At 40.0% G+C, this 15,222-nt stretch carries 15 protein-coding genes; all 15 read right to left on the reverse strand.

The features are described from left to right. Nucleotides 1-161: 161 nt before the first annotated feature. Nucleotides 162-653 carry a hypothetical protein gene (locus KA713_09295; protein ID UXE68742.1) on the reverse strand — a complete coding sequence of 164 codons (492 nt, stop codon included), beginning with the start codon at nt 651-653 and terminating at the stop codon, nt 162-164. A gap of 171 nt (nt 654-824) precedes the next feature. Beyond that, a complete protein-coding gene (locus KA713_09300; protein UXE68743.1) occupies nt 825-1,694 on the reverse strand; it encodes a ribonuclease E inhibitor RraB in 870 nt (289 codons plus the stop codon). A gap of 261 nt (nt 1,695-1,955) precedes the next feature. Next, complete coding sequence (locus KA713_09305; protein ID UXE68744.1) at nt 1,956-2,615, reverse strand: hypothetical protein; 660 nt, start codon at nt 2,613-2,615, stop codon at nt 1,956-1,958. 358 nt (nt 2,616-2,973) lie between these two features. Further along, nucleotides 2,974-3,546, reverse strand: a complete 573-nt coding sequence (locus tag KA713_09310; protein UXE68745.1) for a hypothetical protein — start codon at nt 3,544-3,546, stop codon at nt 2,974-2,976. Between the two features lie 215 nt (nt 3,547-3,761). Further along, the gene (locus KA713_09315) at nt 3,762-4,091 is read right to left on the reverse strand and encodes a hypothetical protein (GenBank protein UXE68746.1); all 330 of its coding nucleotides are present in this window, start codon (nt 4,089-4,091) and stop codon (nt 3,762-3,764) included. Between the two features lie 555 nt (nt 4,092-4,646). Continuing rightward, the gene (locus tag KA713_09320) at nt 4,647-5,135 is read right to left on the reverse strand and encodes a hypothetical protein (protein ID UXE68747.1); all 489 of its coding nucleotides are present in this window, start codon (nt 5,133-5,135) and stop codon (nt 4,647-4,649) included. Between the two features lie 162 nt (nt 5,136-5,297). Continuing rightward, nucleotides 5,298-5,768 (reverse strand): hypothetical protein, encoded by a 471-nt coding sequence (locus tag KA713_09325; GenBank protein ID UXE68748.1) that lies wholly within the window; start codon nt 5,766-5,768, stop codon nt 5,298-5,300. 151 nt (nt 5,769-5,919) lie between these two features. Then, complete coding sequence (locus tag KA713_09330; GenBank protein UXE68749.1) at nt 5,920-6,558, reverse strand: hypothetical protein; 639 nt, start codon at nt 6,556-6,558, stop codon at nt 5,920-5,922. Between the two features lie 166 nt (nt 6,559-6,724). Continuing rightward, on the reverse strand, nt 6,725-7,054 hold the full coding sequence (locus KA713_09335) for a hypothetical protein (protein ID UXE68750.1): 330 nt from the start codon (nt 7,052-7,054) through the stop codon (nt 6,725-6,727). A gap of 337 nt (nt 7,055-7,391) precedes the next feature. After that, on the reverse strand, nt 7,392-9,302 hold the full coding sequence (locus tag KA713_09340; GenBank protein ID UXE68751.1) for a hypothetical protein: 1,911 nt from the start codon (nt 9,300-9,302) through the stop codon (nt 7,392-7,394). Nucleotides 9,303-9,313: 11 nt separating this feature from the next. Beyond that, the gene (locus KA713_09345) at nt 9,314-9,826 is read right to left on the reverse strand and encodes a hypothetical protein (GenBank protein UXE68752.1); all 513 of its coding nucleotides are present in this window, start codon (nt 9,824-9,826) and stop codon (nt 9,314-9,316) included. Between the two features lie 300 nt (nt 9,827-10,126). Then, nucleotides 10,127-10,900 carry a hypothetical protein gene (locus KA713_09350; protein ID UXE68753.1) on the reverse strand — a complete coding sequence of 258 codons (774 nt, stop codon included), beginning with the start codon at nt 10,898-10,900 and terminating at the stop codon, nt 10,127-10,129. A gap of 321 nt (nt 10,901-11,221) precedes the next feature. Further along, complete coding sequence (locus KA713_09355; protein UXE68754.1) at nt 11,222-13,135, reverse strand: hypothetical protein; 1,914 nt, start codon at nt 13,133-13,135, stop codon at nt 11,222-11,224. Between the two features lie 12 nt (nt 13,136-13,147). Continuing rightward, on the reverse strand, nt 13,148-13,552 hold the full coding sequence (locus KA713_09360) for a hypothetical protein (protein ID UXE68755.1): 405 nt from the start codon (nt 13,550-13,552) through the stop codon (nt 13,148-13,150). Nucleotides 13,553-14,046: 494 nt separating this feature from the next. Next, the gene (locus tag KA713_09365; GenBank protein ID UXE68756.1) at nt 14,047-15,216 is read right to left on the reverse strand and encodes a DUF262 domain-containing protein; all 1,170 of its coding nucleotides are present in this window, start codon (nt 15,214-15,216) and stop codon (nt 14,047-14,049) included. Between the last annotated feature and the right edge of the window lie 6 nt (nt 15,217-15,222).

Raw genomic sequence — 15,222 nt, forward strand, 5'->3', positions numbered from 1 at the left:
TTAAACGTATTGGCCACAACGTTTAGCTTATTGCTGGCGGGCAATTAAAACCTGCGCCCTGTCCAACGAGATAAAGATAAATAAAGAACTACAAACTTCAATGACGCACAGTCCCGCCCGCTTGCAATAAGCTTTTGTTATGTGGCGTTTTTTAACGAATCCTAGTCTTCGGTCAACATTAAGTAAAGTCCGTAAAGTACACAGCCAATTGCAAATAGTCGCATGATAATGCTGAATGTCGAATACTTAGTCTGCGCATTTTCAATCGTCAGTGGGAGAACTCTTTGAACACTCCAGTCATCATTTAATTGCATTCCAAACTGGTAATTGGTATTGTCAAGTGTCCTTATTTTTAGGACTTGTCCACCTCCAAATAAAGAGTTAATTTTCACAAGTTGAGCAGTTGAAATGTTGTCAATTGGGATGGTCCACTTGCCACAAACAATTTTCTCGGTTGTCATAATTATCACTGCTCGCTGCGAATTAACCCAATCAATACCGCGTCTTACGTCTTGATTGTCAGTTGTCACTATGCCCTTTGAAGCGTCTGCTGCTACAACTGTCTCACTTGGGTTGTCAATCTGATATTTTTCTTTAACTCGGCTTGTCCCGTAAATGAAATCTACAAATCCCTTCACTAATTGATTTTTCATTGTCGTCTGGTCTGTCTTACAAAATGCCACATAACGCGAATATTTGCGATGGGCGGGGATTTTGAAACTGCGTCCTGTCCCACAAGCACAATTAAATTTAAGAAAACAAAACGAACTTGGCAACACGTCACCCCGCTATTGCATAAGCACAGTGTTAGCAGCTGGCAGTTTTCACTTACAATATGTTTTAATATTCTCGTCTGCCGTTTCATCCCCGAGTTCATTAGCTTTCGACCAGTCGTCACATGCTCCTTGCTTGTCGCCTTTACGAAATTTAGAATTTCCTCTATTCAAATAAGAAATTGAACTCTCAGGATTAATTTCAATCGATTTTGTATAATCAGCTATTGCTCCATCATAGTCCTTCATCTCATCTTTTATTGCTCCTCTATTTTCCAACGCTTCATAAAAATTTGGGTCAATTATAAGTGCAGCTGTATAATCTTCAATTGCTTCAAGTTGTCTACCTGTCGAAGCTTTTATATGCGCCCTGCTGTAATATGGTAAAGGAACTCTTTTCTCCAAGTCAATTGCTTTCGTGTAGTAAGCTTCTGCTTTTCGAACTTGTCCTTTGTCGAAAAACGCTGTCCCTTGGTTATAGTATTGTTCAGCGGTCAATCCTTCTTCCACTGTAAAATCTCCTTGGTCGGGGTTTGTCCCCCAGCCGTCAAAGTCGCAGTCATTATCAAAACCAATTTTGCACATTTGTTCGGTCCACTTTGTAACAGAACCGATATCCATCTTAATAGGTGTTGTCCACCCTGTCACCACCCAAAGTTTTGAGTCACTTGCTGATTTGTCTACAGTCTTAATATTATAACTCAATTTCTTTAACTCAATAGCGAGGTTACTTGCTTTATCTTGCTGGTCGGTATAAAAGAAAAACTCAAGGCTAAGTTCCGAGTCGTCACCCACGTGATATTTGTTCAATTGAGCCAGTGTTTGACTATTCATTTCCTTTTGCTTCTTGACAGTCTTTTTAAATGTCGATTCGCTAACATATCTGTCGTCCCTGTTGCCGAAAATGCTAAATAGTCCCATTGCTATAAAAATTAAAACTGTCGATATAATTATTATTTTAGTCCTCACTTTCTCAAAACTGCTTGCTGCTAACGGGAATATTTGCGATCGGGCGGGAATTTGAAACTGCGTCTTGTCCCCAGCACGAAACGCAATAAAGATAACAAAACTTTCAACCACACGTCAACCCCGCCTGACGCAAATATAGTGTTGGTGGCTGTGTGGCATTCTCCTCACTTCATTCTTAGCTGCGTCTTTCGTTCTCTTGTTCGTCTGAAGAACTTATTTTTTAGTTCTATATTCTCCTTCTTTAAGTATCTCAAGTCCAATTTCTCTCCTTGCTTTATTTGTCGTTTCAATATCGTCTACAGTAGGAGGCATTTCTTTCATTAGTTCTCTACTAAATTCAATATTTGTCCCATATAACTGACTCTTTCCATGCTTTAATCTCATGTTGTCAACGAACATACCAAATTGATTAGGGTCCATTCTCTTCTCCTTTACTTCTTTAAGTAAAAGTGTCTCCATTGACTCTATCTTTTTTGTCGGTGTATGAAAAAGCAGTACTTCGGCCGAAATTTTGTCGCCAAGTCTATTGTCTGATGGCCAACCATATTTTGTCACGATTTTTTCAAGAGCTATTATGTTTTCCAAGTCTAAGTTATTTTGCATCGTCCATAATGAGTCGGATATGTTCTTGGCCAACTTCTTCTTATTACTCATCATGAATTTCATTTGCTCATCATTTGATAAACTTTTGATACTGTCAGCTGTCTCTTGTCTTAATGTCCCGTAAGATAATAATGAACGATACTTTTGGTCGCTTTTTAACATTCTTTGTATTTCGGTCTTTATTAATTCCTTGTCTTCGTTTTTTAAATCTTGTCCATAAGTCAAGGTCATAATTACTGTTACTAATCCTGTCAAAATAAATTGTCTCATAGTTACTTTTTTATTTGTCGTCTCTTTTTAGCCACATGGCCACCAACGTGAGTATTTGCGTTCGAGCGGGGCTTCCGAAGCCACGTGCTGTCCCCGACAGCGAACGCAATAAAGATACGAAAATGTTGGATTACACGTCAACCCCGCTTGACGCAAATACATTGTTGCATGCTGTTGGGTTTCGTCCGTTAATCGTTACCGAGTCTTTCATTGTCAGCCGTTAAATTTAAAGCCCAAGTCCTTGTCGTTGGTCAAGAAACCCAACTGCGTAAATATTTGAATTTAGTCTTAACCCAATTCGCTCCCAAACTTTATCATCGTGTAAGTCACTGTCCATGGAGCCAGCGCAAAAACGCTGTTATCGGCAGGCTTTAAAACTCTCTCTTTTGAGTTCTTTTAAATTTAAACCTTTCCTATTCCTATTTACAGTTTCAAAGTCCTCAATACAAGGTTTCTCTTGTGGGTATAGTCCATACATAGACTTTTTAAGGTAGTGTGTATAGTATCTATCAAATGCTAAGCCTAATTCCCAACCTTCAATATTCCCTTTTCTACACTCAGCTAAATAAAGTTCATAATTCTCTATTTCAATAAGTCTGTCAGGATTATGGATTAAAATTAGAAAAGGGTTTACAGAACAGTCTGAGTCACCAATTCTTTTTTTGTCTGGATAACCAAACATTTTTGTAATCATTGTCAGTTGATAAAATTGAACAGAGTCAACTTTTTTTTGGATTTCGATTGATACAATTTCAGTTCTTACTCTCCTGTCCTCAGAAAGCATTTTACAAATAACAGTTCTTAAGGAGTCTTTCGTTACCTCGTTAATGAATTGTCCGCTACTTGTTAATGAACAAAGTGTCAAAATGATTGTTATAATTTTTACATGCATAGACTTGCCTCTACGGATTAATAATGTTGAAAGTGTCATTTTGGTTTTTGTCGGACCTAAACTTTATCATCTTATACGTCACTGTCCACGGAGCCGACCCAATTGCATGCAACGCTAATATTTGCGATCGGGCGGGAATTTAGAACTGCGTCCTGTCCCACACACGAAGCGGAATAAAGATAACAAAACTTTGAACTACACGTCAACCCCGCCTGGCGCAAATATATTGTTGCCAGCTGTTTTACTTACTCAAATCAAAGTAGTCCGTCTCGTTTGTCGGCATATAATTTATATTTCTCGCCAAACTCAAGTTCAAGTCCAATGCGTATCAGTCCCGGAAATGCAAACCAAAATCCTTTTTCAATTTTTAATTCGAGATTTTCAACAGCGTTGTCCTCTCTGTACCATTTTAAGTGTTGTTCGTCCAACGGTTCACTATCGATCTTTAATAACTTCGTCCGATGTCGAGTCATTAAGTTTTTAAACTTTGCGACAGTGTCAACTCCAAAGTCCAAAAGTTCTTTTAATTCCTCTTGGTAGTCCGACTTTGAAAAGTCGTTCTGACAAGGAAATAACGTCAACATTGTCGAATATACTTTGTCAGCTGTCAATTTCATTGTGTCGTGTCTGTCCCGTAAAATTGCTGGCAACGGCCAAGTTTGTGACGGCTGCGGTCTTCGGAGCGCGTCCCTGTCGCACGTGGCAGAGCTAAATTAAGAAAAACAAACCGAATAACCGCACCGCACCCGCAGCTGGCATAAACTTTTTGTTATGCGAACAGCCCCAGAAACTGTTCAGGGGCCGAAAAACCGTCCACCGTGGCGGGTGCGCCTGCGTCCCTGTTCCGGAGCGGTGAAGCGTGGCGCGGTGAAGAAATTGTCGACCGCGTCACCGTCCCCACGCAATGGTGAACCAATTTGAAAAGCTGCAAAACAAATAAGCAAAGGCGCTGGATGAATTTTGTTTTACGGTCTCAAAATCCTGCGCGTCCGCGGGCCTTGCGCATAACGTGAAAATTTGCGATCGGGCGGGAATTGGGAACTGCGTCCTGTCCCACACACAAAGCGCAATAAATATAACAAAACTTTGAACTACACGTCAACCCCGCCTGACGCAAATATATTGTTGTGGGCAGCCCTTCACCTAACTTTCAATATTCCTTTGTCCCAGAATTCGGTCTCTAATTTATTAATCACTTTGTTTAAGGTGTCGGTTGGTACGCTTTCAAGGAATACGTCCTGTTTATAATTATTTAAGTCCTCAAAAAAATCGGTTCGCATTACTCTCCAAAGGAAATAAGTTTGGTTTTCAAACTTATAAGTCCAAATACTGAAGTCGTCAGTAAAGGTTGATCCTTTGACCAAATATTTGTCCGATTGCTCATACTGTCCGCTAGCGAGTAGATCAAAAAGTCGATCCTTTGTTAACTGCCTTATTTCGTCCTCTAATTCTTTAGCTCTTTCAAATTCGTTCAGAGTCCCAAGTAAGTAACCGCTTAAAAATATTATGTCCGTGAATGTCCCGATAAACTTATTCTTTATCCATATTCTTCCATATCCCATGTCTCTCGGGTAGTCGTCCGAGAATGAGTATTCAACAGCAAATTCGTCTTTGTCCCCGATGATCATACTTTGTTAAAGGTTGCCCACAACGATTTGTGCTTATGCCAGTAGCGGGATTTTGAAACTGCGTCCTGTCCCACAAGCACAACTAAATTTATGAAAACAAAACGAACTTGCCAACACGTCACCCCGCTATTGCATAAGCACAGTGTTGGTGGCTGGCGTTTTTCAGTCACTCTTTATTACTTGCTTTATCTTAGTCCAAAAGCTTTTCCGCTTTCTGTCGTCCAGATTCTTTTTCCAGTTTACGTCAAACTTTTTTCCGTTTTCGGAGTAATCAAAAGGTAATGTCACTGATGCTTTAAATGGACCGGTTCCCCTGTCCAAATAATATGTTTCTTTTTCGTCTCTAAATTGCCTACTGAAAAATATCTTAACAACAGTCACGTCTCTAGTTGAGTAATAAATACTACAATCCGCCCATTTGGGAGTATTTCCATTTTTGTAAAACAAGTCTACCACTTTGTCAAAAGAAAGCTGCTGATTTTCTAATCGATTCCAAATCTTCAAATAGTCGTTCTCCGTTGCGGTCAAATGGTCGCTTGTTTTTCTATCACTCGGCTCCAATATGAATTTGTAATTTGTTGCAAGCTCGTTAAAACACAATTGTCGTGTCAAGTCGTCAAGTTGATTTAACATGAGTCGAAAATTATTTTTGAATGTCTCTTTGTCCATGATTGTGCTCTTTCCAAAAACGCTTGCCACCAACGTTTGTGTTTGCGCAGTGGTGGCTTTTCGAAGCCGCCACTGTCCGCGTGGGCAAACGTTGAACGAAGATAACACTTATAGCTTACACGTCACCCCGCCATTGAGCAAACATTTTGTTGCCAGCAGTTGCTTCTTTCAACTTAACTAATTCATCAACGTTGTCCCCATAAAATTCTATGTCTCTCTTTTTTAATTGCTCTGCTAGTTCATAAAACTCTCTGTCCTTATTTAGCATTAATTTGAGACACATATTCATTATTGGCATTTTCGCGGCATTCTTTGCTGGATAGTTAATTGTGTCGATCAAAGTGTTTAAACTTTCTAATGAGTCAAATCTGTCTGCGAAGGGAATTAGTTTGTTTTTTATTATTCCTTTAACTTCTTCATACATTTCATTTTCATTTGGTATGTCCCAGTACTTAACTTTAGGTTTTGTCGAGAAGTCCGTTAAGATGTCATTTATTGTGCAATAAAAAACACCTGTCTCGGCACTACCCTTGAGGTAGGAGTCGTCTTTCCATACTATTTCTAAAATCTTGGGAACTGTCACTGCAAAATAGATTGTGAACGCTCTCTTGTTGTCACCCGTGCTAATGAAGTGAACATCGATAATTTTTGAGAAGTCGCCTGATAGTTCAAAGAATCTGTTCTTGACTTTTTTATAAGTCGTCAGTTCGTTTTTAAACAGGTTTAAAACTCTTAGTTTGTCGAACTTTATCATTGGTTAGTCTTCACCGTCCCGAAGCAATTGCTGGCAACGTGAATATTTGCGATCGGGCGGGAATTTGAAACTGCGTCCTGTCCCCGGCACCAAACGGAATAAAGATAACAAAACTTTGAATCACACGTCAACCCCGCCTGGCGCAAATATAATGTTAGTGGCAGTTCTATTGTTCTTCAATTAATTTAAAGTTGTCGTCCAGAGTCACGACCTTACCAATTTTGCAGTCCTTTATCTGGCTTAGATAGTCTTTCAAGATTTGGGAATATTTATCTTTCTCGTCAGTACTTAAAGATGTCACGTCAGCAAGTTTGTCAAGTACCTTATTTTCGTCAAGGTCAACTCCGGTGTAAATTACCAGTCCAAAGTCGTAAACCATCTTACTCTTAATTCCAATCAGTCTACTTTTGTCGTCAAACACGTCAGGAATTAGAAATTCGCTTTTGCATTTCTGTCCATTTATTTTCTTGTCGGTATGGATAAACTTCTTTGTCATAGAGTCTCACTTTTGGAGCAGGCTAAATTGCCACTAACGACCTGTGTTTGCGCGGTAGCGGGCTTTCGAAGCCGCGTCCTGTCCCCGACACAAAGCGTTGAACGAAGATACAAACTTCTAACAACACGTCACCCCGCTATTGCCGCAAACACTTTGTTATGCACATGTGCCGCATTCACCCTACCCAAACCACACGGATGGCCAGTGCTTTGATTTGCGTGTTAGCAGGCGCGGCAATGGTATTGGTGTGGTTTTCCGAAGCTCTATTTAGTGTGTTTGCCTACAAACGGTTAGTGATAAACCACAATCATTTCTGCCTGTCAGGTATTCACCAAAACTATTCTATAAGAATCCTTTTTCTAAAGTGGTCACCTTTTGAGTGGGAGACGTCCAAGTAATAGGTTCCCTTAGGCAGTTGGCTTACCGGGATTTTCAAATCTTCATTGTCTTTGGCTGAAAGGGATATCCAGCTTTTTTGGTTTTCATCGAATATCCGAACTTGGGCTGTGCCCGTTTGTTTTATCTTCTTGGTTTTGTTTTCCTTTATGTTTTCACCATTTCCCTTGAATGATATTGTCAACTCGTTACTTGTTGGATTGGGAAAAGATGTGAGGCAAACAAAAGCACCACAACCGTACGGTGGGGGTGACGTGCAAGTGTCCCAATCCCGATATTCGTATTCTTTGCTGCCCAATAAAATTGGAGGTGAACAATCATTTCTACCGAAAGCATATACTATCCTGGTAATACCCACTAAAGGGGGAACGTAAATATCTGCTAAATACGTAAGTCCTTCACCGATGCTTTGGCTGGTGCCTGTTGGATCGTTTTCAGTCCAATAATATCTAGTAACACCATTGTTAGATGCAGGGTCAACCACGGCACGAAGAACCATCCAATGTTCGCAGGCGTCAATATCGTTAATAGTCACATAGGAAGAATTGACTATCGGGGTTGGGGTCACATTTAGATTGATTTCTGATGCGTAATTTCCAGCAATAGCTCTTAATATCACCGTTCCACTTCCTGCTGCTTGAATTGTTACTTGATTATTTCCGATTGAGTTTATTGTAGCAGGACCGGCAACAATTGTCCAAGTTGGTGCTAAACAATTTGGATTCGTTAAATTCACCACACCTGTACAGATAATGTTGGAAGTTGGTTGTTGAATCATGAAATAGTTATTGAGAAATGCTGCCCTTGGTCCACCTGCAGCAAAAATTGCTCTTCCCCTAAGTCTTTGTCCATTCGTAAAAACATTCATACAATTATCATCTGTATAGTCCATATAGTTCATGAACATAGAGCTTGGGTCGGCCACGTTGCACCTTGGGCCAAACCATCTTTGTGCAGTATTTACAGCAACCAGAGGAAAAGTGGGGCAGCCAAAATTGCTGTTTTGTTGCACGGGCGTATCAGCAACAAAGTCATCGCCACAAGTTGAATCGCCCCAAATGTGGCGGAGGTTCAACCAATGGCCTACTTCATGTGTGGCTGTGCGACCTCCGTCATATGGTGCAGTTACATTTCCTGTTCTGCCCATGGACGTGGTCGAGATCACAACTCCATCAACGTTTGGATTTGTTAGAAAGTCAGCTGGCCACGTTGCATATCCCAACGTTCCATCAGTAAAATTCCCAACCCAAATGTTCAAATAACGGTCAGTCGGCCATGGGTCTTGACCACCCTGATTGGTTATCTTTATGCCAATTGAAGTTTCGTCTGTTATTCGCTCATTTGGGTTATTTGGGTTGACGATTGTACTAAAAGTAAACCCAGTCTTGTTTGTGGATCTCCGGGTTACCCCATTTGTAGTATTTCCATTTGGGTCTTGACAGGCTAATCGAAATTCAAAATTATAATCAGAAGCTACACCCGCAAATGCAGCCGGTGTATTTGTTCTATTTGCATTCAATCTCCTGAAGTCCTCGTTGAGCACATCAATTTGCGATTGGATTTGCGCTAAGCTGATATTCAATCCAGTGCCTTCAGTCTCGTTACGGTGCAGCACATGTACCACTACAGGTATGATTATTATACCATTCGGGTCGGCAAGGCGATAGCTTGCGCCTGATTGGTTATTTATATAATTAGTGGTAAAACTCTCCAAGTACACAAACCGTTGGTAACGAGCTGGGTTCTGAATCTGCATCGAGTTGAGATCAAGGCTCATTGGACAATTTCGACTTTGACTAAAAGTAACAATCGCAAAGAGTAAAATGGTGGATGTAGATAATAGCTTTTTCATAGGATACGAATTTAGTTTGTAATCTTTTTCCAAGTATTTGGTCCGACAACACTTGATACATATTGGTATTGAAGAATGTAATAGCTCTCACAGATGACTATTGGTACATACGAGGTTCTTGCTCCTGTTCTCAAATCATAGAAGACCATAACTGGATCTTCATCCTCAGGAAAATTGGTCCCTGAAATTTCCTTTAACCTAACAATTGCAAATTTAGACTTACCAGTTAAAGCTCCACATTTATAGCTAATTGTGGAGTCTCCACTCAACTTCACCATATAGCTTACGCCTTCAGTTTGGGGCGTTAAGTACTTTGTTGGTTGACCGCGCTGAACTCTTTCTTCCTGTAACCAAGTCCATGTTCCCTGAATATACATTTTTACGGAATCCATATTCTTAGTCAATTTGCATGGAGCAACAAATGGTGCTTTTACATTTTCGAGAATGCATGGGTTTTCCTCATCGCTTTCATTGCAAGCGGAAATCAATAAGAGATTAACTAATAGGAAAGAAATTATTTTCATTTAGGTGCGATCTGTTTTTCAACGATTCTGATAACATAAATATAAATTTAGACACTCGTGAGATTAAAAGGTTGCAAAATGTGAAATTAATTTTTGGTAACAGTATCATAATGTATTGTAACTATTGGCTCTTTTGCTTGCTTTGGTGTCGCGCGGTAAGGTGTGGCAAGCGAACGTGCCAATTTTCGAAGCGCGAATCTGTCCCGCGGCATTGTGCATAACGTTTAGCTTGTGGAAGGCGGGCAAATAAAAACCTTCGCCCTGTCCCACGTGATAAAGATAAATAAAGAACTACAAACTTCAATGACGCAAAGTCCCGCCCGCTTGCCACAAGCTTTTGTTATGCACCGTTTTTTTGTATCTCTCCTCTAAATGTTTTTCCTTGTCGAACGTCTTTGTCCCAATGTCAACTAATATGTCAGCCAATGAATATTTCAATTTCTTTGCCATTGGTCGGGCGTCATGGACCAGCGAGTAAACGGTCAATTTTTTGTCTGTCGCTAAATAGTTCCCGTCCTCCAAGTCGTAGAATGCATAAAAAGTCCGATTATCGAAGTCAATGTCGAATATGTCGTCAGGGTTTAATCTGCTTTTTAAATTGTCGTCAAGTTGTTCGTAAAACAAATCTACTTCCGAAGCGGGAAAGTCCACTGAAGTCTGTTGAAGATTTGAACATTCAATTCTGTTTAAATCAAACTCGTCAAGTTCATAATTTGAGTTCTCAATTCTTAGTCCAGCTAAATAGTTGTCATGAATCAGGAATTCAACATTTGCATAGTCGTTCTGTTTTCTCGAAAAAATTCTCTGTCCAGAAAGTCGGTAGTTTCGTTTTCGCTTTTTAAAGTCGTTCAGCGTTGTTCCTGGAAACCCAATTGTCATGAACTTAAAACCTGGGAACAAATCCCAGTCGCTTAGATTGAACAAGTTAGTCCTTCGTCTTTGTTCTTTCAATTCATTAAAGTCGTCAGATAAACTATTTATTAAACTGTCTACTAACGTAGTCCATTCTTGTCGTTGAACCTTAGACGTGTAAGGAGGAAATATTCGTCCGATTATTCTTTGCAGTCCTGTCATTCGTTTAAAAATGGTGCATAACGACCTGTGTTTGCGCGGTAGCGGGCTTTCGAAGCCGCGTCCTGTCCCCGACACAAAGCCTTGAACGAAGATACAAACTTCTAACAACACGTCACCCCGCTATTGCCGCAAACACTTTGTTATGCACATGTGCCGCATTCACCCTACCCAAACCACACGGATGGCCAGTGCTTTGATTTGCGTGTTAGCAGGCGCGGCAATGGTATTGGTGTGGTTTTCCGAAGCTCTATTTAGTGTGTTTGCCTACAAACGGTTAGTGATAAACCACAATCATTTCTGCCTGTCAGGTATTCACCAAAACTATTCTATAAGAATCCTTTTTCTAAAGTGGTCACCTTTTGAGTGGGAGACGTCCAAGTAATAGGTTCCCTTAGGCAGTTGGCTTACCGGGATTTTCAAATCTTCATTGTCTTTGGCTGAAAGGGATATCCAGCTTTTTTGGTTTTCATCGAATATCCGAACTTGGGCTGTGCCCGTTTGTTTTATCTTCTTGGTTTTGTTTTCCTTTATGTTTTCACCATTTCCCTTGAATGATATTGTCAACTCGTTACTTGTTGGATTGGGAAAAGATGTGAGGCAAACAAAAGCACCACAACCGTACGGTGGGGGTGACGTGCAAGTGTCCCAATCCCGATATTCGTATTCTTTGCTGCCCAATAAAATTGGAGGTGAACAATCATTTCTACCGAAAGCATATACTATCCTGGTAATACCCACTAAAGGGGGAACGTAAATATCTGCTAAATACGTAAGTCCTTCACCGATGCTTTGGCTGGTGCCTGTTGGATCGTTTTCAGTCCAATAATATCTAGTAACACCATTGTTAGATGCAGGGTCAACCACGGCACGAAGAACCATCCAATGTTCGCAGGCGTCAATATCGTTAATAGTCACATAGGAAGAATTGACTATCGGGGTTGGGGTCACATTTAGATTGATTTCTGATGCGTAATTTCCAGCAATAGCTCTTAATATCACCGTTCCACTTCCTGCTGCTTGAATTGTTACTTGATTATTTCCGATTGAGTTTATTGTAGCAGGACCGGCAACAATTGTCCAAGTTGGTGCTAAACAATTTGGATTCGTTAAATTCACCACACCTGTACAGATAATGTTGGAAGTTGGTTGTTGAATCATGAAATAGTTATTGAGAAATGCTGCCCTTGGTCCACCTGCAGCAAAAATTGCTCTTCCCCTAAGTCTTTGTCCATTCGTAAAAACATTCATACAATTATCATCTGTATAGTCCATATAGTTCATGAACATAGAGCTTGGGTCGGCCACGTTGCACCTTGGGCCAAACCATCTTTGTGCAGTATTTACAGCAACCAGAGGAAAAGTGGGGCAGCCAAAATTGCTGTTTTGTTGCACGGGCGTATCAGCAACAAAGTCATCGCCACAAGTTGAATCGCCCCAAATGTGGCGGAGGTTCAACCAATGGCCTACTTCATGTGTGGCTGTGCGACCTCCGTCATATGGTGCAGTTACATTTCCTGTTCTGCCCATGGACGTGGTCGAGATCACAACTCCATCAACGTTTGGATTTGTTAGAAAGTCAGCTGGCCACGTTGCATATCCCAACGTTCCATCAGTAAAATTCCCAACCCAAATGTTCAAATAACGGTCAGTCGGCCATGGGTCTTGACCACCCTGATTGGTTATCTTTATGCCAATTGAAGTTTCGTCTGTTATTCGCTCATTTGGGTTATTTGGGTTGACGATTGTACTAAAAGTAAACCCAGTCTTGTTTGTGGATCTCCGGGTTACCCCATTTGTAGTATTTCCATTTGGGTCTTGACAGGCTAATCGAAATTCAAAATTATAATCAGAAGCTACACCCGCAAATGCAGCCGGTGTATTTGTTCTATTTGCATTCAATCTCCTGAAGTCCTCGTTGAGCACATCAATTTGCGATTGGATTTGCGCTAAGCTGATATTCAATCCAGTGCCTTCAGTCTCGTTACGGTGCAGCACATGTACCACTACAGGTATGATTATTATACCATTCGGGTCGGCAAGGCGATAGCTTGCGCCTGATTGGTTATTTATATAATTAGTGGTAAAACTCTCCAAGTACACAAACCGTTGGTAACGAGCTGGGTTCTGAATCTGCATCGAGTTGAGATCAAGGCTCATTGGACAATTTCGACTTTGACTCATTAATAAAAAGGTGAACCAAGTCATGAAATTGAGCAACAATATTATTTTCTTCATAAAAATTTGGTTTTAGTTTGATTTTTTTTTCCATGTGTCGGGGCCCCCTATACTTCTTACAAATTGATAATCCATGATCAAATATTGAGAGCAAATCCTTATAGGAACATCCGTAACCCTTAAGCCTGTTTTTAGGTCATAAAAGATTAAAACAGGCAACTCTCCCTCAGGAAATCCATCAGTGCCAGAACCAGGTGCATCTTTCCATTTGATTATGTCAAATCTTCTTTGGACACCAGCTTTGTTACAGGTATAATAAGTTGCAGTATCATTTTCCAATTTCAGTTCGAGAGAATATCCTTCTGTTTTCGGGGTCAAGTATTTAGTAGGCTTACCTCTTTGTACCTCCTCTTGCTGAAGCCACGTCCATGTTCCTTGAATATTCATTTCAACTGTATCAATATTTCTGGTTAGCATACATGGAACTCTAAATGGTGTTTCCACATTTTCGAGAATGCAAGGGCTTGGTTTACTGCTTTCATTGCAAGAAGAAATCAATAAGAGATTAATCAACATGAGAGAAACTATTTTCATCTAGTGCGATTTGTTTTCAACGGCTTCGATAATATGAATATAAATTTAGACACTCATGAGATTAAAAGGTTGAAAAAAGTGAAATTAATTTTTTGATAACAATATCTTAATTTGGTGTAACAATTGGCTCTTTTGCTTGCTTTGGTGTCGCGCGGTAAGGTGTGGCAAGCGAACGTGCCAATTTTCGAAGCGCGAATCTGTCCCGCGGCATTGTGCATAACGTGAGTATTTGCGTTCGAGCGGGGCTTTCGAAGCCACGCCTTGTCCCCGACACCGAACGCATTAAAGATACGAAAACGTTGGATTACGCGTCAACCCCGCTTGACGCAAATACATTGTTACAGGCTGGCGTTCGGTCTTTCCGTTATTGGTTGTCGTCATTTATTACCTTTTGCTCTGTTGTGTGTCTTACATAACATTTCGCAATTTTTTATGTCTGTCGCACCGCCTTTGCTCCACGCTGTTACGTGGTCTGCGTCCATTTCTGTTAGTTGCCAAATTTTAGTTTTATTGCTATCATGTCCTAATGAACATAATGGACAATTTGAAATCTCTTTTTTCTCTGCTTCTGCCGTTTGTTTTGTATAAACAGATTTCTTTGTCGCATCGTCAAAAACTCGAACTTCTAAAAGTTTTGTGTCTGTTGAACCACCAAGAATATATTCAAAAATACCTCTGCGATATTTTATGTATGGGTCACCATACAGTTTTTTCACTTCGTCTGATACTGTCTTTGAGTTGTAGGGCTGTTTCCGATAAGTTTCATAAAGTCTGCCCCATTCAAGTCCTTTCATTTCGCTTTCAACGTCAATAAATACAGTAGAAACCCAATCAATTACACTTGTAAAATAGTCTTTTAACTCTGTAATGTTGTTATCAAATCTATGTCGGCTCATATATTCGCTAGCATTGTCTTTGCTCACCCATTGTAATGCTCTTTCTAGAAAATCCTGACGATTTGCACTACCTGAAATGTATGCACTCCACTTTTGAATATTGGAATTTTTACTATTGCTAAATTCTTCTTTACCCATTGTAACGAAAGGTCCTGAATAAACTGCATTCAGCAATTCTTGGCCATTTAAAGGAACTCCTGCAATGTTTATAGTTCTAAACCATTCTTTAATTTCACTTTCTGTTCCCTCACATTCATAGATAAGAAGTTTAGTATTTAATATTTTATTCTTTTTGTCTAATGCAAAACCACCGAATAATTGTTCATTTCCGTTTTCGTCTTTTATTGCAAATTTATTTGTCACAAAACGTCCAATGCTTGTGATACGCTGTTGACCATCTAAAACTTCAAAGTTGTTTGGGTTAACTTTGTTGAAGTAGACTAAGCCAATTGGATAACCTTTCAAGATTGATTCAATTACAGCAACTTCTCTCTTGCCACCTTCAGAAGCATAAATGTAATTTCTTTGATACTCTGGTTGGATAGTAAGCTTACCGGAAAGTCCAAATAATCCTTTGCCCTCAAGTTCACTATAAACAAACCCATCGCAAATATCTTCTACAGTAATTTCTGTTATTAATGTTGCTTCCATATTCTT

The sequence above is a fragment of the Chryseotalea sp. WA131a genome (assembly GCA_025370075.1).
In the GTDB taxonomy this organism is placed as follows: domain Bacteria; phylum Bacteroidota; class Bacteroidia; order Cytophagales; family Cyclobacteriaceae; genus ELB16-189.

What these genes read in the sequence shown, in the direction of transcription:
- KA713_09360 (UXE68755.1), bottom strand. Translation starts at nt 13,552, where the DNA reads ATGCTAACCAGAAATATTGATACAGTTGAAATGAATATTCAAGGAACA.
- KA713_09320 (UXE68747.1), bottom strand. Translation starts at nt 5,135, where the DNA reads ATGATCATCGGGGACAAAGACGAATTTGCTGTTGAATACTCATTCTCG.
- KA713_09305 (UXE68744.1), bottom strand. Translation starts at nt 2,615, where the DNA reads ATGAGACAATTTATTTTGACAGGATTAGTAACAGTAATTATGACCTTG.
- KA713_09340 (UXE68751.1), bottom strand. Translation starts at nt 9,302, where the DNA reads ATGAAAAAGCTATTATCTACATCCACCATTTTACTCTTTGCGATTGTT.
- KA713_09315 (UXE68746.1), bottom strand. Translation starts at nt 4,091, where the DNA reads ATGTTGACGTTATTTCCTTGTCAGAACGACTTTTCAAAGTCGGACTAC.
- KA713_09300 (UXE68743.1), bottom strand. Translation starts at nt 1,694, where the DNA reads ATGGGACTATTTAGCATTTTCGGCAACAGGGACGACAGATATGTTAGC.
- KA713_09350 (UXE68753.1), bottom strand. Translation starts at nt 10,900, where the DNA reads ATGACAGGACTGCAAAGAATAATCGGACGAATATTTCCTCCTTACACG.
- KA713_09330 (UXE68749.1), bottom strand. Translation starts at nt 6,558, where the DNA reads ATGATAAAGTTCGACAAACTAAGAGTTTTAAACCTGTTTAAAAACGAA.
- KA713_09355 (UXE68754.1), bottom strand. Translation starts at nt 13,135, where the DNA reads ATGAAGAAAATAATATTGTTGCTCAATTTCATGACTTGGTTCACCTTT.
- KA713_09365 (UXE68756.1), bottom strand. Translation starts at nt 15,216, where the DNA reads ATGGAAGCAACATTAATAACAGAAATTACTGTAGAAGATATTTGCGAT.
- KA713_09345 (UXE68752.1), bottom strand. Translation starts at nt 9,826, where the DNA reads ATGAAAATAATTTCTTTCCTATTAGTTAATCTCTTATTGATTTCCGCT.
- KA713_09310 (UXE68745.1), bottom strand. Translation starts at nt 3,546, where the DNA reads ATGACACTTTCAACATTATTAATCCGTAGAGGCAAGTCTATGCATGTA.
- KA713_09295 (UXE68742.1), bottom strand. Translation starts at nt 653, where the DNA reads ATGAAAAATCAATTAGTGAAGGGATTTGTAGATTTCATTTACGGGACA.
- KA713_09335 (UXE68750.1), bottom strand. Translation starts at nt 7,054, where the DNA reads ATGACAAAGAAGTTTATCCATACCGACAAGAAAATAAATGGACAGAAA.
- KA713_09325 (UXE68748.1), bottom strand. Translation starts at nt 5,768, where the DNA reads ATGTTAAATCAACTTGACGACTTGACACGACAATTGTGTTTTAACGAG.